Origin of the sequence: Methylobrevis pamukkalensis (assembly GCF_001720135.1) — a bacterium.
In the GTDB taxonomy this organism is placed as follows: domain Bacteria; phylum Pseudomonadota; class Alphaproteobacteria; order Rhizobiales; family Pleomorphomonadaceae; genus Methylobrevis; species Methylobrevis pamukkalensis.
Window position 1 is genome coordinate 1 of record NZ_MCRJ01000080.1, and the last position, 21,156, is coordinate 21,156.

Annotated in this window: 23 protein-coding genes and 1 pseudogene; 13 read left to right on the forward strand and 11 right to left on the reverse strand. The window is 70.5% G+C overall.

Translation table 11 applies throughout. From position 1 onward, the window contains the following. Positions 1–89 precede the first annotated feature (89 nt). The 3 genes from A6302_RS13490 to A6302_RS13500 form a co-directional block, all read right to left on the reverse strand. Positions 90–506: an HIT domain-containing protein gene (locus A6302_RS13490; RefSeq protein WP_069307467.1), complete on the reverse strand. Its 417-nt coding sequence runs from the start codon at positions 504–506 to the stop codon at positions 90–92. Continuing rightward, a complete protein-coding gene (locus A6302_RS13495; protein ID WP_069307468.1) occupies positions 503–1,888 on the reverse strand; it encodes an MATE family efflux transporter in 1,386 nt (461 codons plus the stop codon). The genes A6302_RS13490 and A6302_RS13495 overlap by 4 nt, the downstream gene beginning before the upstream one ends. Before the next feature lie 73 nt (positions 1,889–1,961). Then, positions 1,962–2,879: a methyltransferase domain-containing protein gene (locus tag A6302_RS13500; RefSeq protein WP_069307469.1), complete on the reverse strand. Its 918-nt coding sequence runs from the start codon at positions 2,877–2,879 to the stop codon at positions 1,962–1,964. A 313-nt stretch (positions 2,880–3,192) separates the two neighbouring features. Between A6302_RS13500 and A6302_RS13505 the strand changes: the two genes are divergently transcribed. The 4 genes from A6302_RS13505 to A6302_RS13520 all read left to right on the forward strand — a co-directional run bounded on the left by A6302_RS13505 (position 3,193) and on the right by A6302_RS13520 (position 4,886). Continuing rightward, entirely contained in the window at positions 3,193–3,729 is a 537-nt protein-coding gene (locus tag A6302_RS13505) for a hypothetical protein (RefSeq protein ID WP_069307470.1), read from the forward strand. A 126-nt stretch (positions 3,730–3,855) separates the two neighbouring features. Next, entirely contained in the window at positions 3,856–4,128 is a 273-nt protein-coding gene (locus A6302_RS13510) for a DUF6460 domain-containing protein (protein WP_069307471.1), read from the forward strand. A gap of 21 nt (positions 4,129–4,149) precedes the next feature. Next, positions 4,150–4,416, forward strand: a complete 267-nt coding sequence (locus tag A6302_RS13515) for a hypothetical protein (RefSeq protein ID WP_069307472.1) — start codon at positions 4,150–4,152, stop codon at positions 4,414–4,416. Next, the gene (locus A6302_RS13520) at positions 4,392–4,886 is read left to right on the forward strand and encodes a thermonuclease family protein (RefSeq protein ID WP_069307473.1); all 495 of its coding nucleotides are present in this window, start codon (positions 4,392–4,394) and stop codon (positions 4,884–4,886) included. Before A6302_RS13515 ends, A6302_RS13520 begins: the two co-directional genes overlap by 25 nt. A gap of 54 nt (positions 4,887–4,940) precedes the next feature. Here the strand turns inward: A6302_RS13520 and A6302_RS13525 are convergent, their stop codons facing one another. The 5 genes from A6302_RS13525 to dnaK form a co-directional block, all read right to left on the reverse strand. Beyond that, on the reverse strand, positions 4,941–5,540 hold the full coding sequence (locus tag A6302_RS13525; RefSeq protein WP_069307474.1) for a class I SAM-dependent methyltransferase: 600 nt from the start codon (positions 5,538–5,540) through the stop codon (positions 4,941–4,943). 162 nt (positions 5,541–5,702) lie between these two features. Beyond that, positions 5,703–6,827, reverse strand: a complete 1,125-nt coding sequence (gene dnaJ, locus A6302_RS13530; protein WP_069307475.1) for a molecular chaperone DnaJ — start codon at positions 6,825–6,827, stop codon at positions 5,703–5,705. Between the two features lie 328 nt (positions 6,828–7,155). Then, positions 7,156–7,839, reverse strand: coding sequence for an acyltransferase family protein (locus tag A6302_RS13535; protein WP_069307476.1), 684 nt, complete (start codon positions 7,837–7,839; stop codon positions 7,156–7,158). Further along, positions 7,737–8,399, reverse strand: a complete 663-nt coding sequence (locus A6302_RS13540; RefSeq protein ID WP_069307477.1) for an acyltransferase family protein — start codon at positions 8,397–8,399, stop codon at positions 7,737–7,739. The genes A6302_RS13535 and A6302_RS13540 overlap by 103 nt, the downstream gene beginning before the upstream one ends. 280 nt (positions 8,400–8,679) lie before the next feature. Next, the gene (gene dnaK, locus A6302_RS13545; protein WP_069307478.1) at positions 8,680–10,581 is read right to left on the reverse strand and encodes a molecular chaperone DnaK; all 1,902 of its coding nucleotides are present in this window, start codon (positions 10,579–10,581) and stop codon (positions 8,680–8,682) included. Between the two features lie 413 nt (positions 10,582–10,994). Here dnaK and A6302_RS23025 point away from each other — a divergent pair, with 413 nt between their 5' ends. The 5 genes from A6302_RS23025 to A6302_RS13565 all read left to right on the forward strand — a co-directional run bounded on the left by A6302_RS23025 (position 10,995) and on the right by A6302_RS13565 (position 13,743). Further along, the gene (locus A6302_RS23025; protein ID WP_169833583.1) at positions 10,995–11,144 is read left to right on the forward strand and encodes a hypothetical protein; all 150 of its coding nucleotides are present in this window, start codon (positions 10,995–10,997) and stop codon (positions 11,142–11,144) included. Positions 11,145–11,357: 213 nt separating this feature from the next. Beyond that, positions 11,358–11,768: a hypothetical protein gene (locus tag A6302_RS13550; RefSeq protein WP_069307479.1), complete on the forward strand. Its 411-nt coding sequence runs from the start codon at positions 11,358–11,360 to the stop codon at positions 11,766–11,768. 95 nt (positions 11,769–11,863) lie between these two features. After that, complete coding sequence (locus A6302_RS13555; protein WP_069307480.1) at positions 11,864–12,484, forward strand: alpha-ketoglutarate-dependent dioxygenase AlkB family protein; 621 nt, start codon at positions 11,864–11,866, stop codon at positions 12,482–12,484. 147 nt (positions 12,485–12,631) lie between these two features. Further along, a complete protein-coding gene (locus A6302_RS13560) occupies positions 12,632–12,883 on the forward strand; it encodes a hypothetical protein (protein ID WP_069307481.1) in 252 nt (83 codons plus the stop codon). After that, entirely contained in the window at positions 12,883–13,743 is an 861-nt protein-coding gene (locus tag A6302_RS13565; protein ID WP_141703760.1) for a phosphatase PAP2 family protein, read from the forward strand. The genes A6302_RS13560 and A6302_RS13565 overlap by 1 nt, the downstream gene beginning before the upstream one ends. A gap of 33 nt (positions 13,744–13,776) precedes the next feature. Here A6302_RS13565 and grpE read toward each other — a convergent pair whose 3' ends face one another. Continuing rightward, positions 13,777–14,403 carry a nucleotide exchange factor GrpE gene (gene grpE, locus A6302_RS13570; protein ID WP_069307483.1) on the reverse strand — a complete coding sequence of 209 codons (627 nt, stop codon included), beginning with the start codon at positions 14,401–14,403 and terminating at the stop codon, positions 13,777–13,779. 163 nt (positions 14,404–14,566) lie between these two features. After that, entirely contained in the window at positions 14,567–15,649 is a 1,083-nt protein-coding gene (gene hrcA, locus A6302_RS13575) for a heat-inducible transcriptional repressor HrcA (RefSeq protein WP_069307484.1), read from the reverse strand. Positions 15,650–15,869: 220 nt separating this feature from the next. On the opposite strand from hrcA, the gene rph reads away from it, so the two are divergent. The 3 genes and pseudogenes from rph to hemW all read left to right on the forward strand — a co-directional run bounded on the left by rph (position 15,870) and on the right by hemW (position 18,514). Next, entirely contained in the window at positions 15,870–16,583 is a 714-nt protein-coding gene (gene rph / locus A6302_RS13580) for a ribonuclease PH (protein WP_069307485.1), read from the forward strand. Positions 16,584–16,614: 31 nt separating this feature from the next. Then, on the forward strand, positions 16,615–17,283 hold the full coding sequence (locus A6302_RS13585; protein ID WP_069307486.1) for a non-canonical purine NTP pyrophosphatase: 669 nt from the start codon (positions 16,615–16,617) through the stop codon (positions 17,281–17,283). 8 nt (positions 17,284–17,291) lie between these two features. Then, a pseudogene (gene hemW, locus A6302_RS13590) lies at positions 17,292–18,514 on the forward strand (radical SAM family heme chaperone HemW). A gap of 331 nt (positions 18,515–18,845) precedes the next feature. On the opposite strand, the gene A6302_RS13595 reads toward hemW, so the two are convergent. Further along, complete coding sequence (locus A6302_RS13595; RefSeq protein WP_069307487.1) at positions 18,846–20,087, reverse strand: penicillin-binding protein activator; 1,242 nt, start codon at positions 20,085–20,087, stop codon at positions 18,846–18,848. A gap of 267 nt (positions 20,088–20,354) precedes the next feature. On the opposite strand from A6302_RS13595, the gene rsmI reads away from it, so the two are divergent. After that, positions 20,355–21,156 (forward strand): 16S rRNA (cytidine(1402)-2'-O)-methyltransferase (gene rsmI, locus A6302_RS13600; protein WP_069307488.1); only part of this gene is annotated, 802 nt, incomplete at its 3' end.

A 21,156-nucleotide genomic window follows, 5' to 3' on the forward strand; every position in this document is an offset into this window, starting at 1 on the left:
CGCGGGCCTCGGAGCGCCGGTCGAGCGGGTTGACGGCAAAGCCGGTGGCGGCCGAGCGATCGCGCGCGGGAAAGACGATGGCCATCGGCTCAGGCGCCCGGCGCCAGCGCGCGGCGCAGGTCGCCGGCGAGCGCCTCGGCCACGCCGGGGGCATAGGTCAAAGGCGGCACCTTGCCCCAGACCGGTCCGGGCCAGGCCGGGTCGTCCACGCGGCGGGCGATGACGTGGACATGGAGCTGGCGCACCATGTTGCCGAGCGCCGCGACGTTGAGCTTGTCGGGGCTGGTGAGGTCGCGCAGCACCGCGCCGGCTTGCGCCGCCTCCTCCATCAGCACGGCGCGGTCGGCGGCGGAGAGGTCGAGGATCTCCACGAGATCCGGCTGGCGCGGCACGAGCACCAGCCACGGCCAGTTGGCGTCCTTCATCAGCAGCACGCGGCAGAGCGGCAGGTCGCAGACGACGTCGGTGTCGGCGGCGAGCCGCGGGTCGAGAACGAAGGCGGTCATCGGGCGTCTCCGGTCACAGGATCGGGAAGGGCGGGGCCGAAGGTCTCGTCGGTGCGTGCGGGCACCCGCCACAGCAGGAAGAAGCCGCGGAACATCAGGAAGGCGAGCAGCGCCAGCCAGAGCCCGTGGTTGCCGAGGACGGCGGAGGCCGGCATCAGCACGGCGAGATAGGCGGCCAGCGACAGCAGCATCATGTTCCGCATGTCGCGCGACCAGGTGGCGCCGATGAAGACGCCGTCCATCTGGAAGGCGAGCACGCCGGCGAGCGGGGTGGTCGCGGCATAGGGCAGGAAGGCGCGGGCGGCGGCGCGCACCTCCGGCGCGGTGGTCATCAGGTCGATGATCAGGCCGCCGAAGACGAAGAAGAACAGGCTGGCCGCCCCCGCCAGCACGAAGGACCAGATCATCGTCAGCCGGACGGTGGCGACGAAGGCGGCGCGCTGCCCGGCGCCGACCGCCCGGCCGGCCAGCTGCTCGGCGGCGGAGGCAAGGCCGTCGAGGAAATAGCCGCCGACGAGGAAGAAGTTCATCAGCACCGCATTGGCGGCCAGCGCCACGTCGCCAAGGCCGGCACCGACGCGGGTGAAGACCGAGAAGCCGAACAGCAGCGCGAAGGTGCGGATCATGATGTCGCGGTTGACGGCGAACATCCGCAGCATCGCCGCCCGCTCGGTCACGACCCGGAACGGCGGCCAGACCCCGCCGCGTCCGAGGCGCAGGCAGACGAGGACCCCGACCACCGCGGCCACCACCTCGCCGATCACCGTGCCGAGGGCGACGCCGGCAAGACCCCAGCCGAGGCCGAGGCCGAGGACGATGGAGAGCGTGATGTTGACGCCGTTGAGCAGGATCTGCAGGGCAAGGCCGATGCCGGCCTGGCCGCGGCCGATCACCCAGCCGAGGATCGCATAGTTGACGAGGGCAAACGGCGCGGAGAAGACGCGCACGTCGTAGTAGGCGCGCGTTGCCTCGGCCACGGCGCCGCTCGGTGCCATGAACCAGAGACCGACGTCGATCAGCGGGTCGCGGGCAAGGATCATGGCAAGGCCGCAGCCGGCGGCGATCATCAGCGCCCGCAGCAGCACGGCCTTGCCGGTCTCGGCGTCGCCGGCGCCCAGCGCCTGCGCGGTCAGCGCGGTGGTCCCCGAGCGCAGGAAGTTGAAGGTCGAGAACAGGATGTCGAAGACGAGGGCGCCGATGGCGATGCCGCCGATCAGCGCTGCATCGCCGAGCTGGCCGATCACCGCCGTGTCGACCACCCCGAGCAGCGGCGTCGTGACGAAGGCGAGCGTCATCGGCAGGGCGATGCGGAACACCGCCGCGCTGTCGACGGTGAAGTCGGCCGGGGACGGGCGTCCTGCGGCGTCGCGGGTCTTCGTCATCGCGTGTCCGCTCCGCAGGGACGCCGGTCGCACGGCCGGGCCGGAGAAGGGTTGAGGCCGCAGGGCCGGGCGTTCAGGGCAGGCGCTCCAGAACCACGACGAGCCCGATCACGGGGTCGCCGCGGTCGGTGCGCAGCCGGTCGGTGGAAAGGCGCGCCACGCGGAAGCCGTGGCGGGCGCCGAGCTCCCGGATCAGGGGCTCGCCGTGAGCGTAGCGCAGCGAGGGCCTGAGACTCCAGCCCTCGCCGTCGTGCCGCTCCACCGTGAAGGCAAGGAGGCCGCCGGGGCCGAGCCGGCCGGCGGCGGCGCCAAGCACCGGGCCGAGATCGCCGATGTAGACGAACACGTCGGCGGCGAGGATCACCTCGTAGCTCGGCCCGCCGGCGGCAAGGTCGGCGACCACCTCGCCGATCCGGAGATCGGCGTAGAGACCCTTCGCCCGTGCCGCCGCCACCATGTCCGCCGAAAGATCGACGCCCTCGATCGACGCGACCCTGCCGGCGACCGCCTCGGCCATCAGCCCGGTGCCGCAGCCAAGGTCGAGCACGCGGCCGACCGGGCCGGGCCGGACCGAGGCGAGCGCGGCGGCGATCAGCTGCGGCGCCTGGTAGTCGAGATCGCCGACGAGCGCGGTCTCGAAACGGTCGGCGTAGTCGTCAAAGAGCGCCCGCACATAGGCGGCCGGCGCCGTTTCGGGCACCGGCTCGGCGCCCAGCAGCGCCAGCCGCAGCGGCGCCCCGAACACGCCCGTCGGATCGAGCACGTCGAGCCGGCGGAAGGCCTCGCCCGCGCCGTTGCGGTCTCCGGCCTGCTCGCGCGCCTCGCCAAGGGCGAACCAGCCCGCCGCCCAGCCGGGCACGAGCTCCAGCGCCTGGGCATAGAGGTCGGCGGCGGCGACGGCATCGCCGTCGGCGGCCAGCATGCGGGCATATTCGAAGCGGCGGTCGGCGAGAAGGTCGCCGGAGGACTGGGTCGTCTGGGTGATCGGCATCGGCGGGCTCGGGGCCCGGAAAGGGCCGCGAGGGAATGCGCCCGATCCCGGCGTTTGGCAAGTGCGCATCGTGGCGGGCAGGCGTGCGCCGCGCTCACCGATCGTCGCGAAATCTCCCGATTGTCGTCGTGCAAAAGCACGCTTCCCGGGATGGGATCGGAGCCGGGGAACGAACCGGCGAACAACCCGCCGTCAGGGCCATTCAGGACACGGCAGGAGGATGGCCGGGGGACTCGCGAGGTGCGGGTGGACACGAGGACAAGGCAGCAGGGGCAAGGCCGCGGGGGCTGACGATCAAGACGGAGACGCCGACGTGCGACGATGCCGCATTTCCCGCCTGCCGGCCGCGCGGCCGGTTCTTCTGGCCGTTCTGCTGGCTGTTCTTCTGGCCGCTTGCGCCAGTCCCGCGGAGGTCGGCCTGCTGCATGCGGCCCGGACGGAGCTCCTCGGTCTGTCGAAGTCCGACGTGGAGATGTGCGCGGGCTTTCCGACGGCGACCCGCCGCCACGGCGAGGAGGAGATCTGGAGCTACACCCGCAAGGTGGACCGGGCGGGGCTGAACGTGTCGGTGCCGGTGCTCTACGGCGGCGTCAGCACCGCGCTGTCGCTGCCGAGCAGCGGCGAGTGCCGCCTGCAGCTGCGGTTTGCCGGCGACCGCGTGACGGAGATCGCCTATGCCGGCGACAACGACACCACGCAGGGGCGGGATCTCCTGTGCGTTCCGCTCGTCGACGGCTGCGTTCTTCACAACCGACGAGCCCCGCCGGCGGCAGGCCCCAGGTCCGCACCCCGGATGTCCACGCGCGCGATGGCCATGCCGAAGCGCGCGGCCTCCGGGTCCGGCCGCTGAGGCGGGGCCTCTCATGCGACGGGCTGGACAAACCGGCCGCGGCGTTCCTATCTGAAGACATGTGCAAGAGACGGGTGCGCCGCAGCGAGGTTCCTCGCCGGCGCCGGGTGTCGCGGGAGAAGACAGATGGCCGATGGTTCGCTCACGCGATTTCTGGGTGACAGCCCGCTCCGGGTGCTGGTCAGGCTGGTCTTTTTGTCCTTCATCGTCGGCGTGGTCATGGCCGCGCTGGGCCTCGAGCCCTACGACATCCTCAATTCGCTGATCCGCTTCTTCGAGGGCCTCTGGGAGATGGGCTTCTCGGCGATCGACAAGGCGCTGCGCTATTTCCTGCTCGGCGTGGTGATCGTCGTGCCGGTCTGGCTGATCATCCGGCTCACCCGCGCCGGGCGGTCGTGACGCGGGGCACGCAACGTCCCGATGACGCGCGCTCCTCTTGCCTCCCGTGACGCAGCCGATCGCGCCGCGCGCCGCGCCCGGCCGGGCAAGCCCCCGCTGCTGCGCCGCTTCGTCGACGGTATCGTCGCGCTTGCCACCGGGCTCCTGCTGACGGCCGGGCTCCTGTTCGCGGTCTATGTCGTGTTCGTGCCCTCCGAGGATGAGGTCGCCGCCGGTGCGTCGCCGGAGGACGTCGCGGCTGCCGAGGCTCGGCCAACCTGCCGGTGCCCCCGCTCGGGCGCGACGTGACCCCGGACGGGGTGACGCGGGCGCCGCGCCTCGAAGGGCCGCTCGAACGGATCGCCGCGCCGGTGACCACGGTCGCCACGCCGCAGCAGCGCGTCCGCTACAGGCGCGCGATCGTCATCGACGCCGGACGCGTGCGCGTCGTCGTCGACGACCGGCCGCTGATGGTGTCGTTCGCGGGGATCGAGGCACCGGCCTTCGACGCGGTCTGCACCGACCGCGGCGGCCAGGAATGGAAATGCGGGGCGCAGGCTCGCGCCGACCTCGCCCGCCTGATCCAGAGCCGGTCGCTGCAATGCGCGCCGGCCGAGCCCGCCGAGGGGACCGTCCGCACGGATTGCACGGTCGGGCGCCACGACATCGCCGCCTGGCTCGCGGCCCGCGGCTGGGCACGGGCAGGCGAGGGCGCCTCCGATGCGGTGCGGACGGCCGAAGCCGAGGCCCGCAAGGCGGCGCTGGGGCTCTGGCGCTGACGGGACGTCAGGCGGAACGAGGCAGGGGCGGCTGTGCGAATGTCCGGCTGCCGGTCACGCGACGGCGCGGTAGGTCCAGACCCGCGCCGGCGGCAGGTTGCGCAGGATCCAGCGGCTGCGCTCCAGCGTCCACTTGCCTTCAAGGGCGGGAACCGGCGGCACCAGCGCATAGGAAAACTGGATGAAGGGCGCGCCCGGCGCCAGCAGGTCCATCGCCTGCTCGACAAGCCGGACGCGGTCGGCCGGGGGTTTGTTGAACAGCGGCAGGCTGGAAACGATGGCCGACAGGCCGCTGCAGCTGCCGAGCGTGCGGTCGAGCGCATAGGCGTCGCCGACGATCACCTCGATGTCGGGAAAGCGTTCGCCGAGCAGACGGGCGAAGGCGGGATTGAACTCGACGGCGCGGATGCGGGCGGGGGCGATGCCATGCTGCACGAGGGCGCGAGTCACGGCGCCGGTGCCGGGTCCGAGTTCGACGACCGCCCCGGTCGAGGCCCGATCGACGGGCGCGGCCATGGCGCGGGCCAGGAAGCGGCCGGAGGGACTGACGGCGCCGGTGGTGAGCGGCTGGCCGACCCAGTTGCGGAAAAAGCGCAACTCGTCGCCGACGAGCGTCTTTAGGTTACGTGCCTCGCAGCGTACCTGTTCCGTCATCCAGCTCGTCCTCCACCGCGCCGCGCCCTCCTCCTCGAGGATCGCCGCGCTCCCTGTTTGTGCCGCATGATCACATGGCGAGTGCGGCGGCAACAGGGCGAATGGCCGACTTTCTGGTCGAATCTCCTGCGCCCTGACGGAAAATGCGGGCGCCCCCCGGCCTCAGCCGCCGAAGAAATCCCGCACCCGGGCGAAGAAACCCGTCGATTCCGGATGGTTCTCGGAGGACGATTCCCGCTCGAACTCTTCCAGCAGCTCGCGCTGGCGCCGGGTGAGGTTCTGCGGGGTCTCGACGGCGACGGTGATGTACATGTCGCCGACCTGGGTCGAGCGCAGCACCGGCATGCCGCGGTCGCGCAGCCGGAACTGGCGGCCGGTCTGCGAGCCTTCGGGCACCTTCACCTTGGTCTTGCCGCCGTCGATGGTCGGCACCTCGAAGGCACCGCCCAGCGCGGCGGTGGTGATCGAGATCGGCACGCGGCAGTAGAGGTCCGCGCCGTCGCGCTGGAAGAACTCGTGGGGCTTGAGCGACAGGAAGATGTAGAGGTCGCCGGGCGGGCCGCCGCGCACGCCGGCCTCGCCCTCGCCGCCGAGGCGGATGCGCGTGCCGTCCTCGATGCCGGCGGGAATGTTGACCGAGAGCGTGCGCTCCTGGGTCTTGCGGCCCGAGCCGGCGCAGTCGGGGCAGGGATCGGCGATGATCTCGCCGCGGCCCTGGCAGGCCGGGCAGGTCCGCTCGATGGTGAAGAAGCCCTGCGCCGCGCGCACCTTGCCGGCGCCGCCGCAGGTGCGGCAGGCGGTCGGCTGCGTGCCCGGCCGGGCGCCGGAGCCCGAACAGGTGGTGCAGGTCACCGAGGTCGGCACCTCGATCTCCACGGTCTTGCCGGCGAAGGCCTCCTCGAGGGTGATCTCGAGATTGTAGCGCAGGTCCGCCCCGCGCTCGCGGCCGCCGCGGCTGCGCCGCCCGCCGCCCATGAAATCGCCGAAGATGTCGTCGAAGATGTCCGCCATCGACGCGCCGAAATCGCCCTGCTGCCCGCCGCGGCGGGCGCCCGCCATGCCGTTCTCGAAGGCGGCGTGGCCGAAACGGTCGTAGGCGGCGCGCTTCTGCGGTTCCTTGAGCACCTCGTAGGCTTCGTTGATTTCCTTGAACTTGGCCTCGGCTTCGGTGTCGCCGGGATTGCGGTCCGGATGGTATTTCATCGCGAGCTTGCGAAAGGCGCTCTTCAGGTCGCCATCGCCGGCGCCGCGGTCCACGCCCAGGATCTCGTAATAATCACGCTTCATCTATCGGACCCGTTCGATCTTTCGGCATCCGCCGTCGCCGGAACGCCCGCCTGCGGATCCGGTACGGCACCGGCCGCGGTCATCCCGTCACAGTCGAATTTGCGCTACGGCATCCCCATGCCGGCGGGTGCGGAGCGTCCGCGATCCCCGATCGGCATCGCAGGCGATGCACAGGAACGACGCGGCCGGACCGCCATGCCGCCCAGCAGGGCTCGGCTGGCATGCTGTAAACGGTCCGGCACGTCAAGGCAAAGATTTAGGGATGATCGAGCCCGGATACCAGCCCCTGCATGCGTCCTGCGTCGACCTTGCGCGATGACGGTGGCCGTCAGGAGGCGCGGGCGCGGGGCAGCGGGTCGCGAGCGAGAGACGTCACCTCCTGCGGGGCGGGGGACACGGTCTCCCGAACCGGCGCAGGCACGACCTCGGGGACGGACGCCGTGCGGCCGGCTGTCCTCGACCGCCGCGTCGGGGCCGGGCCGGGCGAGGGTTTGCCCGAGGGGGCGAAGCGGTTGTTGATCGCCTTGCGCAGCGGCGCCTCGAGGACGCGCAGCGAGATCAGCGCGACGGTGATCACGATCACGACCGCGATCACCAGATAGAGGTGGAACGGGATGAGGCCGGACGGGCCGAGCACCCGCTGCCAGCCGAAGGACATCAGGAAGGCGCCGACCACCGGATGCAGCATGTAGATGCCGAAGGCCGCCTGGCCGGGCAGCACGAAATGGCGGAACGGCCGGCCGCAGGCGGGATTGTTGCGCTCGGCCGAGGCGGTCAGCACCGTGGCGAGGGCGAAGCCCGCGAGCACCACGTAAGGCGAGGACAGGACCAGCATGCCGATGCAGGTGGCGATGAAGGCGACGAGCCCCGGCAGCAGGCTGCGCACGGGAATGCGGAAACGCTCGACGATCACCGACGCGCAGCAGCCGAGGATGAAGGAGGGCAGTGCCCGGAAGGCGCCGAAGGTGGCCGTGTCGATCCACCGCTCCTGCGGGATGAAGCCGGCCAGCACCAGCCCCTCGACCAGCAGGCCGGCGCCACGCAGGTGGCGAACAGCGCGGGCAGCCCGCCGCGCCGATAGGCGAGCGCGATCGCCGGGAAGGCGAGATAGGCCATCCACTCGGCGCTGAGCGACCAGGAGACGTAGTTGAACGTCAGGTCCGGCATCAGGCCCCAGGCGTGGATCATCAGGAGATGCAGCGGCACGGTTGCAAGATCGAAACGCGCCGGGTTTTCCAGATGCACGATGCCGAGCGCGCCGGCGACACCGATCGCCACGAAGAAGCCGAGCGTGAGCAGATGCAGCGGGTAGATCCGCGACAGCCGCCGGACGATGAAGCTGCGGAAGGTCGCGAGGCTGCGCACCGACGTGCCGTAGGACGACATGATCACGAAGCCGGAGAGGATGAAGAACAGGTCGATCACCTGCTGCAGCTTCTCGGCCGCCTGCGGCATCCACGTCGCCGCGGTCGGGTCGTAGTGCAGGAAGTGATAGAGCATCACCGTCATGGCCGCGCCGAAGCGCCAGGCGTCGAAGACATGGTAGTGCTGGAACGTGCCGCGTTCGGTCACTGCTTCGACCCTCGGAATTCTCGCCGGACCCCGAAGTAAGGCCGTCCGGAATGAACGGAAGGTAAGCTTTGCTGCGGCGCCACGTCTACCGGTAAACGGATGGTTACGTGGAAAGCGGCCGCGTCATTGAAATTAACCTTAAGACTCCCTCGAATTGTCTCGAAATTCCGGCGCATCCGGCTCGATGGCGGGCCCCATGCCATCTGTGCAGGGGCGCGGGCGCAAATGAAAACGGCCCGGGAAGATCCCGGGCCGTCCATGGTCTTCGGATCGAGGCGGGTCAGGCCGACTTCTTGTCGTCCTTGACCTCTTCGAAGTCGGCGTCGACCACGTCGTCGTCGGCCGGCTTCGAGGCGCCGGGGGCCGCGCCCTCGGTCTGGCTCTGGGCGTACATCGCCTCGCCGAGTTTCATCGCCACCTGCGCCAGCGCGTTGGTCTTCGCCTTGATCGCGTCGGCATCGTCGGTGTCGATCACCGCCTTGAGGTCGGCGACGGCGCTCTCGATCGCCGACTTGTCGGCGGACGAGACCTTGTCGCCATAGTCGGCCAGCGACTTCTCGGTCGAATGGATCAGCGATTCGCCGTGGTTGCGGGCTTCCACCGCGTCACGGCGCTTCTTGTCGGCGGCGGCGTTGGCCTCCGCGTCCTTGACCATCTTCTCGATGTCGGCGTCCGACAGGCCGCCCGAGGCCTGGATGCGGATCTGCTGCTCCTTGCCCGTGCCCTTGTCGCGCGCCGAGACGTTGACGATGCCGTTGGCGTCGATGTCGAAGGCGACCTCGACCTGCGGCACGCCGCGCGGCGCCGGCGGAATGCCGACCAGATCGAACTGGCCGAGCATCTTGTTGTCGGCCGCCATCTCGCGCTCGCCCTGGAACACCCGGATCGTCACGGCCGTCTGGTTGTCGTCGGCGGTGGAGAAGACCTGCGCCTTCTTGGTCGGGATCGTGGTGTTGCGGTCGATCAGGCGGGTGAACACGCCGCCGAGCGTCTCGATGCCGAGCGACAGCGGGGTCACGTCGAGCAGCAGCACGTCCTTGACGTCGCCCTGCAGCACGCCGGCCTGGATCGCGGCGCCCATGGCGACCACTTCATCCGGGTTGACGCCCTTGTGGGGCTCCTTGCCGAAGAACTGCTTCACGACTTCCTGGATCTTCGGCATGCGGGTCATGCCGCCGACGAGCACGACCTCGTCGATCTGGCTGGTCGACAGGCCGGCATCCTTCAGCGCCGCCTTGCAGGGCTCGATCGTGCGCTGCACGAAGTCTTCCACCAGCGCCTCGAACTTCGAGCGGGTGAGCTTGATCGCCAGATGCTTCGGGCCGGAGGCGTCGGCGGTGATGAACGGCAGGTTCACCTCGGTCTGCGAGGAGGACGACAGCTCGATCTTGGCCTTTTCGGCCGCTTCCTTCAGGCGCTGCAGCGCAAGCTTGTCGTTGCGCAGGTCGATGCCCTGGTCCTTCTTGAACTCGTCGGCCAGATAGCTGACGAGACGCATGTCGAAGTCCTCGCCGCCGAGGAACGTGTCGCCGTTGGTCGACTTCACCTCGAACACGCCGTCGCCGATCTCGAGCACCGAGATGTCGAAGGTGCCGCCGCCGAGGTCGTAGACCGCGATCGTCTTGCCGTCGTTCTTGTCGAGACCGTAGGCGAGCGCCGCCGCAGTCGGCTCGTTGATGATGCGCAGCACTTCGAGACCGGCGATCCGGCCGGCGTCCTTGGTGGCCTGGCGCTGGGCGTCGTTGAAGTAGGCCGGAACGGTGATCACCGCCTGGTCGACCGTGGTGCCGAGATAGGCCTCCGCGGTTTCCTTCATCTTGGTCAGCACCATCGCCGAGATCTGCGAGGGCGAGTATTTCTTGCCGCCGGAGGCAAGCCAGGCATCGCCGTTGTCACCCTTCACGATCGAATAGGGGACGAGCTTCTTGTCCTTCTCGACCATCGGGTCGTCATAGCGGCGGCCGATCAGGCGCTTGACCGCAAAGAAGGTGTTTTCCGGATTGGTGACCGCCTGGCGCTTGGCCGGCTGGCCGACGAGGCGCTCCTCGCCGTCGGTGAAGGCGACGATCGACGGGGTCGTGCGCGCGCCTTCCGAATTCTCGATCACCTTGGCGGTCTTGCCGTCCATGACGGCGACGCAGGAATTGGTCGTTCCGAGATCGATGCCGATGACTTTGCCCATGCTCACTTCTCCTCTGGCAGGCCGCCCGGACCCTCGACGGCATCCGGGGTGACGCCGGATCGACCGGCCGGCCCCCTGTCATGACTACGGTTTGGATTTGTCCGGAATTCCGCCGTCGCGGCGACCTCCGGACCCGGTTCTGACGGCTATATAGGCGGGTGCTCGGGCTGCTGCAAGACGGGCCATCACGGCTCCGTGAGGCGGGCCCTCAGGTTTCGTCGCGTGTTTTGCCGCCGATTTTTACCGGCTTGCAACGCGGGACAGGGCAGAATGCGCCCCTGCCGACCGCCCGGAGGCCCGCCCATGTCCCCCGACACCAAGGTCTACCCCAGTCCGCTGCCCGCGCTTGTTCTCGCCGCAGGCATCACCACGCTTCTCGGCTTCGCGACCCGGTCGATCTGACGGGGGCGCCGGTGTCGCCTTACCTGCTGTTGCCGCTGTCCTTTCTCGCCGTGTTCCTTCTCGCCTACCAGTTTGCCTGGAACGCCTGGAACCGGACCGGCCGCAGCACCCATGACGGATCGGACGGCATGGATGGCGGCGACTGCGACGGCGGCGACTGAGCCGGTCCCGCCACCCCCGCATCATCGTCCGCATGGTCGTCCGCATCGGGGCAACGCGTGTCCGGAAGCCGCGTCGCGGCCGCCGGAGGCTCACGCGCGGGCGACAGCGGCCGAAACCACGGCCACCAGGGGCGCAGCGGGCCGGCGCCCAGCAGACGGCGGGCGGAATACACTCGCGGGTTGCCCTTAACGCAGCGGAAACCAGAACGAATCTTGAAGGCGTGTCCGGCGTTTTTTGCGCGGTTCGAAATCCTGTGGCAACACATCGGCGCGATACTGCGCCTCGAACGGGTGGATACGATCCCGTCTTTCGAGGAGCTGCAGATGTTGCTTCACGCCTGCCATCGCTTTCTTGCCGAGTGCCGGGCCGACACCGGAACCGCTCCGGCACTCATGCTGGCCGCCATCGCGACCATCGTCGGATGGCTCTACGATCTCGATGCCGTCCTCGGGCTCACGCGCGGATGGATGCCGCTGTTCGCCTTCGCGGCGCTGTTCGTCCTGACCTATTTCGTCGGCCGATTGATCGCGACGCTGGCCGATGGCGGGCGCGGGCGCAAGAGCGACGAGGTGCGCATCAGCACCCGTGCCCTGCGCCAGCTCGACGAGCGCCACCGCCGCTGACCTGCTCGGTCGGGCGGGAACGCCGCCCCGTTGCAGGCTGGCCGATTTGCGAAGGCCGGCTCGTGCCGGCGGGCGGCGCCGTGTAGACTGCCGGCATGACACCTGATGGATTCCTGCTGCGCCCGGGCTTTCTCGATCGCAGCGCACAGACGGCGCTTGCCGCCGACGTCGCGCGCATCGTGGCCGAGGCGCCGTTCTTCACGCCGCGCATGCCGCGGACCGGCAAGCCCTTTTCCGTGGCTATGACCAACTGCGGGCCGCTAGGCTGGGTCTCGGACGTGGCCGGCTACCGCTACCAGGCGACCCATCCGGACACCGGACGGCCATGGCCGGCGATGCCCGCCGTGCTGGTCGAGGCCTGGCGCACGCTGGCCGGCGACGCGCCGCCGCCCGAAGCCTGCCTCATCAACTTCTATGCACCCTCGGCGCGCATGGGACTGCATCAGGACCGCGACGAGGAGAACCTGTCGGCCCCCGTCGTCTCCCTCTCGCTCGGCGACACCGCCGTGTTCCGCCTTGGCGGCCTGAAGCGCGGCGATCCGACCGGCTCCTTTCGGCTCGCCTCCGGTGACGCGATGGTGCTCGGCGGCGCGGCCCGCCTCGCGTTCCACGGCATCGACCGGATCCTGCCGGAAACCTCGACCGTGCTCGCCGCCGCCGGCCTGCCGGCGCCCGGCCGCATCAACCTGACGCTGCGCCGGGTGAGCGCGCCCTGAGGGCGGCAGTGCCCGTGACCGATCGCACGAAGCGTTAACCAGCGCCGCGGGTTTTGCGCAGCCGCGGCGGGCGGCAACCGGATCTTCAGCGTCCTTGCGCAGGATGGAGGCTCCCGACCCGGTCCCCGTTTTCCGGAAAGCCCGTTCATGACGATGCACTCTGCAAGCCTTGCCGACGGCACGCCCTACCGCGCTGCGGGCTACGCACCGCCGGCTGGCAGCCTGCTTGCCGGGCTTCCGCGTCAGGTCGTCCGGGCCGTGCGCGCCGACCTGCCGGTCTATCTGATGATCGCCGCCTATGCGCTGGCCGGTCTCGGCTGGGCGTCCCGTCACGGCGGCATCGATCCGGCCCTGTTCTCGACCTATCTGCTGGCCTATCTCGCAACACGCTGGTGCTGATGCCGATGCTGACGCTCGCGGCGACGCTGGTGCGCGTCGTCGTCTTCGTGCCGAAGCGCCGGGGTCTCATGCTGCGGATGATGTTCGCGCCGCATCGTCTAGGCCGGCTCCTCGCGGGCTGCCTGCTGATGGCGGCGATGGCGGTCTGGCAAGGGACATTCACGACGGTGAAGTCGGCGCTGGTCACGGCGGTCGGCGGCTTTCCGGCCGATCGCTTCTTTGCCGATCTCGAGGCGGCCCTGTTCGGCGTCGATCCCTGGCGCCTGCTGCACGGTCCGTCGGCGGGAAGCGAGGGAATGCTGCGCCTTGCCGAGCTCAACTACGGCATCCTGTGGAGCGTCGCGATGATGGCGATGCTCTATTTCGTGGCGACGTCGCCCCGGGCGGACGGCCTGCGCCTGCGGTATTTCGCGAGCTTCATCCTGACGTGGTTTCTGCTCGGCAACGTCTTCGCCGCCGCCGGCATGTCCGCCGGTCCGGTGTATTTCGGCGCCGTCACCGGCGACACCGCCCGCTTTGCCGAGCTCGTGGCGACGCTTTCGGCCACCTCCGACCTGCCCTTCTCGGCGGCCAATCTCCAGGCCTATCTCTGGCAGGCGCATGTGGGCGGGCAGGGCGGCTTCGGCACCGGCATCTCGGCCTTCCCGAGCCTGCACGTCGGCGTGATGACGCTCAACGCGCTGTTCCTGCGCGAGCTCGACCGCCGCCTCGGCCTTGCCGCCTTCGCCTATGCCGGCCTGATCTGGGTCAGCTCGGTCTATCTCGGCTGGCACTACGTGGTCGACGGCGCCTTCTCGGTCGCCGTCGTCCTCGCGCTTCACCCGCTGCTGCGGCGGGCCTTCAGGGCCGCCCGCGCCTGATCCGGCGCGGGGGCGGTCGGGGTCGACGTCGGCTCAGACCGTCTTGTCCACATGAGCCTCGGACGCCGCCGCCGCCTTCGGGCCACCGCGGGCAACGCCGACCATGGCCGGCCGCAGCACGCGCTCGCCGATCACGTAGCCGTCCTGCACCACCTGCACCACGGTGCCGGTCGGCACCTCGGGGTTCGGCACCTCGAACATTGCCTGATGGAAATTCGGATCGAAGCGCTCGCCCTCGGGGCGGATCTTGCGCACGCCGTGGCGCTCGAAGGTCGCCAGCAGGCCGCGCTCGGTCATCTCCACGCCTTCCAGCAGCGACACCACGGCCGCATCCGCCGCCGCGCGGGCCTCGGCCGGCAGGGCGTCGAGGGCGCGGCGCAGGTTGTCGCAGACCTGCAGCATGTCGCGGGCGAAATTCGCCACCGCATACTGCCGGGCATCCTTCACCTCGCGCTCGGTGCGCCGGCGCAGGTTCTCCATCTCGGCCAGCGTGCGCAGCACCTGCTCCTTGAGCTCGGCAACCTGCGCCTCGGCCGCGGGGGCGGCAGGCTCGGCCGCCGGCATCTCGGCGCCGATCTCGATGCCGATCGCCGGGTCGGCCTGCGTGTCGGTCCGGGTCTCGTCGCCGCGTGTCTCGTCGGTGCGGGGGTCGTGGGTCATCGGGTCCTCGCGATGGTCACAGGTGGCGCGCAGTCGGCGCGCAAGGCTTCGCGGCCCGATATCAGGGTTCGCAGGCGAAAAATCAAGCCGAAGGCGACCACACCGGGCCGGCCTTGCCCCTTTGGCGGGGGCGCGCGGCGGAGGGCCGGGGCCGGCTGCGGCGTCAGCCGATCAGCCGGCCGACGACCTTGGCCGTGTAGTCGACCATCGGCACGATGCGGGCATAGTTGAGCCGGGTCGGGCCGATCACGCCGAGCACGCCGACGACCCGCTGCTCGCTGTCGCGGTAGGGCGCGGCGACCAGCGACGAGCCGGACATCGAAAACAGCTTGTTTTCCGAGCCGATGAAGATCCGCACGCCCTCGCCGGAATCGGCAAGGCCGAGCAGCTGGATCAGGTCGCGCTTGGTCTCCAGGTCCTCGAACAAAAGCCGCACCCGCTCCAGGTCCTCCAGCGCGCGCAGATCGTCGAGCAGGTTGGCGCGGCCGCGCACGATCAGCGTGTCCGGCCGGCCGCTGCTGGCCTGCGACCAGGTGGCAAGGCCGGCGTCCACCACCTTGCGGGTGAGCGCGTCGAGCTCGGCGCGCTGCTGGGCAAGGCCGTGTTCCAGTTCGGAGCGCACGTCGGCCAGCGTCCGGCCGCGGATCTGGGCGTTGAGATAGTTGGAGGCCTCGATCAGGGCGGCCGGCGGCAGGCCGGGCGGCAGGTCGATCAGGCGGTTCTCGACCGCGCCGTTGTCGCCGACCAGCACGACCAGCGCCCGGGTCGGCTCGATGCGCACGAACTCGATATGCTTCAGGAGCATGTCGGACTTCGACGACAGCACCACGCCGGCGCCGCGCGACAGGCCGGACAGCATCTGGCTCGCCTCGGTCAGCACGGTCTCCAGCGAGGCCGATCGGCCGCTGCCGCGCACCGTCGCCTCGATCGAGGAGCGCTCGTCGGAGGTGAGGTCGCCGATTTCCAGCATCGCGTCGACGAAGAAGCGCAGGCCCTTGTCGGTCGGCAGCCGGCCGGCGCTGGTGTGCGGGGCGAACAGGAGGCCGGCGCGCTCCAGATCCGACATCACGTTGCGCACCGAGGCCGGCGACAGCGCCATCGGCAAGAGCCGCGACAGGTTGCGCGAGCCGACCGGCTCGCCGGTTTCCAGATAGGTCTCGACCACCCGGCGGAAGATCTCGCGCGAGCGCTGGTCGAGATCGCGAAGCAGTGAAGACGGATCCGATGCCGGCACGTTCAGTCCCATGGGCGTGATGTCACCCGGTCGCAGTCCTGTCCCGATCGCGGGATGTCATGAAACTCCAATATGGGGGATCGATGGCCACGAATAAACGGGTAATTCGGAGTGAGCGGCCGTTCGTCCCGCCGATTCGCCTCCTGCCCCGCTTTCGGGCCTTTACGGCGCTCTCGCCCTGCGGCTACAACGGCCGCCACGACAGAAGAGCCGCCGAAGGACAGGAAAAACCATGCGCCCCTCCAAACGTGCTCCCGACGAACTGCGCGGCATCTCGCTGGAGCGCGGCGTTTCCAAGCACGCCGAAGGCTCCTGCCTCGTCAAGTTCGGCGACACCCACGTGCTGTGCACCGCCAGCCTCGAGGACCGCGTGCCGCCGTGGCTGCGCGGCGGCGGCAAGGGCTGGGTCACCGCCGAATACGGCATGCTGCCGCGCTCCACCGGTGACCGGATGCGCCGCGAGGCGGCCGCCGGCAAGCAGTCGGGCCGCAGCCTCGAGATCCAGCGCCTGATCGGCCGCTCGCTGCGCGCCGTGATCGACCTCGTTGCCCTCGGCGAGCGCCAGATCACCGTCGACTGCGACGTGATCCAGGCCGACGGCGGCACCCGCACCGCCGCGATCACCGGCGGCTTCGTCGCGCTCTACGACTGCATCGCCTGGATGAAGACCCGCAACATGGTCGGCGACAAGGTGATCAAGGACCACGTCGCCGCCGTCTCCTGCGGCATCTACCAGGGCTCCCCGGTGCTCGATCTCGACTACGCGGAGGATTCCGCCGCCGAGACCGACGCCAACTTCGTGCTCACCGGCCGCGGCGGCATCGTCGAGATCCAGGGCACGGCCGAGGGCACGCCCTTCTCCGAGGAGGAGTTCGCGGCCTTGCTCGGTCTGGCCAAGACCGGCATCGGCCGGCTGGTCGACCTGCAGAAGCTGACGCTCGGCTGAGCGGCGGCAAACCCTCCACAAGGCGCGCGACATGACCGACACCACGGCACACCGCAGGATCGACGGCCGGCGCCTTCTCGTCGCCAGCCACAACAGTGGCAAGATCCGCGAGCTGGACTTCCTGCTCGGCGGGCTGAAGATGGAGCTGGTCACCGCCGGCGAACTCGGCCTGCCCGAGCCCGCGGAGACCGGCACCACCTTCGTCGAGAATGCCCGGATCAAGGCGCTCGCCGCGGCCACCGCCGCCGGCGAGGTCGCGCTGTCGGATGACAGCGGTCTTTGCGTTGAAGCCCTTGGCGGGGCGCCGGGCGTCTACACCGCCGATTGGGCCGGCCCCGACCGCGACTGGGACCGGGCGATGCGCCTCGTGGAAGAAGAGCTGCAGAAGGTGGGTGCGACGGCACCGGGCCAGCGCAAGGCGAAATTCGTCTCGCTGCTCTGCCTGGCCTGGCCCGACGGCCACACCCAGGAGTATCTCGGCGAGCGCGAGGGGGAACTCGTCTGGCCGCCGCGCCGCGGCGGCGTCTCCTACGGCTATGATCCGGTGTTCATGCCGGACGGCGAGGACAAGACCTTCGGCCAGATGACGGCGGAGGAAAAGCACGGCTCGATCTGGGCCGCGCCCGGCCCGCTGTCGCACCGCGCCCGCTCGGTGCAGCGCCTCGTCGAGGCCGCCTTCCCGGAGGGGATCCGGCCGTGACCGGCCTGTTGCGGCCGGATCAGGCCGCGCCTCCGGCCGGCCCCGTGCCCGGCACGCCGGACGTCGGCTTCGGCGTCTACGTCCACTGGCCGTTCTGCGCAGCCAAGTGCCCCTATTGCGACTTCAACAGCCACGTGCGCCACACGGCGCCGGATCAGCCGCGCTTTGCCGCCGCGCTCGCGGCCGAGATCGCGCATTTCGCCGCCCGCACGCCGGGCCGGCGCGTCACCTCCGTGTTCCTCGGCGGCGGCACGCCGTCGCTGATGCGCCCGAAACGGTCGGAACGGTGCTGGAGGCGATCGCCCGGCACTGGACGCTGGATGAGGCCGCCGAGATCACCATGGAGGCCAACCCCTCCTCGGTGGAGGCCGGCCGGTTCCGCGGCTATCGCGCCGCGGGCGTCAACCGGCTGTCGCTCGGCGTGCAGGCGCTGAACGACCCCGACCTGAAAGCGCTCGGCCGGCTGCATGACGCGGCCACCGCGCTATCGGCGATCGAGACGGCGCGGGCGATCTTCCCGCGCCTCTCCTTCGACCTGATCTACGCCCGCCCCGGCCAGACGCCGGCGGCCTGGGCCGCCGAGCTCGACCGGGCGATCGATCTGGCCGCCGATCACCTGTCGCTTTACCAGCTGACCATCGAGGACGGCACGCCGTTTGCCGCGCTGCATGCGGCCGGCAAGCTTTTGATCCCGGACCCGGACGCGGCCGCCGACCTCTATGCGGCCACCCAGGACACCGCCGCCGCGCGCGGCCTGCCGGCCTACGAGATTTCCAACCACGCCGCCCCCGGCGCGGAAAGCCGCCACAACCTGCTCTACTGGCGCTATGGCGAATATGTCGGCGTCGGCCCCGGCGCCCACGGCCGGCTGGTCCCGGATGGCGCGCGGCAGGGCGGCGCGCGGCAGGGTGGGGGCCGGCTCGGCACCGTCACCGAACGGGCCCCCGAGGCCTGGCTCGCGGCAGTCGAGGCCGAAGGCCACGGCGTGGTCTTCGAGGAGGAGATCGAGGGCGAGGCTGCCGGCGACGAGATGCTGGTGATGGGCCTGCGCCTTGCCGAGGGCATCGACCCGGCGCGCTACACCGCGCTGTCCGGCCGCACCCTCGACCCCCGCCGCCTCGCCGACCTCAAGGCCCACGGCATGGTCGAGGAACTCCCCGGCGGCCGCCTCCGCGCCTCCCGCGACGGCTGGTTCGTGCTGGATGCGGTGGTGGCGGATCTCGCGGCGTAGGGCGGGTTTTGGATTACGGCCACGGCGGGGCGGCGTTGCTTCAGGGCAGCTGTGGCGAAGGGACGGGCGCGCCCTTCGACCGCCTGAGCCCCACCTCACCACCGTCATTCCCGCGAAAGCGGGAACCTAGCCATCCCCGGGCGTGACGCCGGATGGAACGGTGACTTGGCAGAAAATTCTCTTTTAATCCGGATGTTGACCTTGCCGATCGCTGGGTTCCCGCTTTCGCGGGAATGACGATGGAGGGGCTTCGGAAAGGACGATGGAGGGGCTGTGCGATGACGGCGTGTCTCCAGGCCTCGCAGCTCCCCCGCCCCGCGCCCCCTTCGCCTCACGCCCCCGCGAACACCCGCACCGGGGCTTCCACGATCGCCGGCGTGCCGCCGGTGACCCGGTAGATGGCGAGGCCGCGGTCGTTGGTGCCGTCCGGGTTGAAGCGGAACAGGCCGTTGACCGAGGAGATGAACCCCTGGCGATTGGCGAGGATCGCCGGGTCGAAGCGGCGCGGGCCGGCCTGCTTGACGAGGCCGGCGGCGAGCAGCGCCGCGTCATAGGCGAGCGTCGCCTTGGCGAACAACTCGATGCCGTAAGCCTGGCGGTAGCGGGCGGCAAAGGCGCTGAAGCGGTCGATCTCGGGGGCCGGGAACAGACCGCCCGACAGCGCCGGGTTGGAATAGACCGCCGGATCGTTCCACAGGCCCGAGCCGAGCCAGGTGGCGCGGTCGCTGGTGAGGCCCGCCGCGGCCAGCGCGCCCGCGGCTGTCGCCGCCGCCGAGCCGCCGTCCGGCAGGAACACCGCCTGCAGCTGCGCGGCATTGGCGCCGAGCGCCGCGGCCTTGGCGGCGATGTCGCCGGGGCCCGCCTCGAAGCGCTCCACCTGCACGATGCGCACGTTGTAGCGCGCCGCGCTCTCGCGCAGGGCGGCCTCGGCGAGGTTGCCGGCGGCGCTGTTGGAAATCAGCGCGCCGACCGAGCGCTTGCCGGTGGTGGCGGCATGCGCCACCATCTGCTGCACCTCGTCGCCGATCAGGAAGCCCATGATGTAGACGCCGTTGCCGGCCACGCTCGGGTCGGACGAGAAGGCGATCACCGGAATGTTGGCAGCCCGCGCCACCGGGGCCGCGCCCCGCACTTCCGCGGCAAAGAACGGGCCGAGGATCAGCTCGGCGCCTTCGGACACGGCGGCCTGCGCTGCCGCCTGCGCGCCCTCGGTGGTGCCGCCGCTGTCCTTCACCAGCAGCGTCACGTCGGCGCCGGCAAAGTCGTTGAGCGCCATCTCGGCGCAGTTGCGCAGGGCGGTGGCGATCGTCGCCGAGGTGCCGCTGGCCGAGCGCGGCACGAGCAGCGCGACCCGCACGCTGCCGGTGCCGATCGTATCGCCCGCGGGAACCATCGGCGCGGCCGTGATCGGACCGGTCGAGGGCAGGGGCTGGGCCGAGATCGAGGGGCCGGTGTTCGGCTGGCAGCCGGCGAGCAGGGCCGCGCCGCCGCCGCCAAGGGCCAGTGCCTGCCGCCGCGTGAGGGCGCGCTGCGGCGCCTCGGGCCGGTTGCGTCCCGTGGTGTCCTTGGCCATGGCTCGTCCGCTCCTTACGCAATCGGGGCGCCATCCGGGCGCTCCACACGCCTGAGGACGGCTTCCGTGTCCGGTTGCCTCGCCGTCCCTTGGTCGTTGATCCCATCTGAAAGGCAAATCAGTCATATGGCAACCGTTCGCCGACGGATTCCGGGGGCCGGCGCCGCCAAAATCCACCGTCGCGCCGCGCCGGCCGCCTGTTGTGGCGCATCTGCCACGCAGGTGATAGACGCAGAGGCAGGCGACACGGCCGACCGGAGGCAGGCGATGACGGAGGACAGCGACGGCGCGAACGCCCGCGAGGGCGGCGCGGGGCACTACACCGTCGATGGTCACAAGGTGGCCGCCCGCCCGCTGGAACCGGGGCTCTATCCGGTGGCGACCCCGATCGGCAATCTCTCCGACGTCAGTCTCCGCGCGCTCGAGGTGCTGGCCGCGGCCGATCTCGTCGCCTGCGAAGACACGCGGGTGACCCGGGTGCTGCTCGACCGCTACGGCATCCGCCGTCCCCTCGTCGCCTATCATGATCACAACGCCGCGCGCGAGCGGCCGCGCCTTCTCGCCGGTCTCACCCTCGGCAAGTCGATCGCGCTCGTCTCCGACGCCGGCACGCCGCTGATCTCCGATCCCGGCTACAAGCTGGTGGAAGAGGCGCTGGACGCCGGCCACAAGGTGGTGCCGATTCCGGGGCCCTCGGCGCTGCTCGCCGCGCTGGTTGCGGCCGGCCTGCCGACGGACTGCTTCCTGTTCGGCGGCTTCCTGCCGTCGCGCGCCGGCCAGCGGCGCCAGAAGCTCGCCGTCTTCGGCGCGGTGCCGGCCACCCTGATCTTCTACGAATCCCCGCACCGGGCGGCCGACACGCTGGCCGACATGGCCGCCGTGCTTGGCGCCGACCGGCCCGCCGTGCTCGCCCGCGAACTGACCAAGCGCTTCGAGGAGGTGCGGCGCGGCACGCTGGCCGCCCTTGCGGACGGCGCCCGCGAGGTGCCGCCGCGCGGCGAGGTCGTGCTGCTGGTCGGCCCGCCGGGGGAGCACACGAGTGACGCCGACGATCTCGACGCCCTGCTGC

Bases quoted from the DNA above. Each gene is read 5' to 3' on its own strand.
- A6302_RS13490 (WP_069307467.1), bottom strand. From the start codon at position 506: ATGACCGCCTTCGTTCTCGACCCGCGGCTCGCCGCCGACACCGACGTC.
- A6302_RS13495 (WP_069307468.1), bottom strand. From the start codon at position 1,888: ATGACGAAGACCCGCGACGCCGCAGGACGCCCGTCCCCGGCCGACTTC.
- A6302_RS13500 (WP_069307469.1), bottom strand. From the start codon at position 2,879: ATGCCGATCACCCAGACGACCCAGTCCTCCGGCGACCTTCTCGCCGAC.
- A6302_RS13510 (WP_069307471.1), top strand. From the start codon at position 3,856: ATGGCCGATGGTTCGCTCACGCGATTTCTGGGTGACAGCCCGCTCCGG.
- A6302_RS13515 (WP_069307472.1), top strand. From the start codon at position 4,150: ATGACGCGCGCTCCTCTTGCCTCCCGTGACGCAGCCGATCGCGCCGCG.
- A6302_RS13525 (WP_069307474.1), bottom strand. From the start codon at position 5,540: ATGACGGAACAGGTACGCTGCGAGGCACGTAACCTAAAGACGCTCGTC.
- dnaJ (WP_069307475.1), bottom strand. From the start codon at position 6,827: ATGAAGCGTGATTATTACGAGATCCTGGGCGTGGACCGCGGCGCCGGC.
- dnaK (WP_069307478.1), bottom strand. From the start codon at position 10,581: ATGGGCAAAGTCATCGGCATCGATCTCGGAACGACCAATTCCTGCGTC.
- A6302_RS13555 (WP_069307480.1), top strand. From the start codon at position 11,864: ATGACACCTGATGGATTCCTGCTGCGCCCGGGCTTTCTCGATCGCAGC.
- A6302_RS13560 (WP_069307481.1), top strand. From the start codon at position 12,632: ATGACGATGCACTCTGCAAGCCTTGCCGACGGCACGCCCTACCGCGCT.
- A6302_RS13565 (WP_141703760.1), top strand. From the start codon at position 12,883: ATGCCGATGCTGACGCTCGCGGCGACGCTGGTGCGCGTCGTCGTCTTC.
- grpE (WP_069307483.1), bottom strand. From the start codon at position 14,403: ATGACCCACGACCCCCGCACCGACGAGACACGCGGCGACGAGACCCGG.
- hrcA (WP_069307484.1), bottom strand. From the start codon at position 15,649: ATGGGACTGAACGTGCCGGCATCGGATCCGTCTTCACTGCTTCGCGAT.
- rph (WP_069307485.1), top strand. From the start codon at position 15,870: ATGCGCCCCTCCAAACGTGCTCCCGACGAACTGCGCGGCATCTCGCTG.
- A6302_RS13585 (WP_069307486.1), top strand. From the start codon at position 16,615: ATGACCGACACCACGGCACACCGCAGGATCGACGGCCGGCGCCTTCTC.
- A6302_RS13595 (WP_069307487.1), bottom strand. From the start codon at position 20,087: ATGGCCAAGGACACCACGGGACGCAACCGGCCCGAGGCGCCGCAGCGC.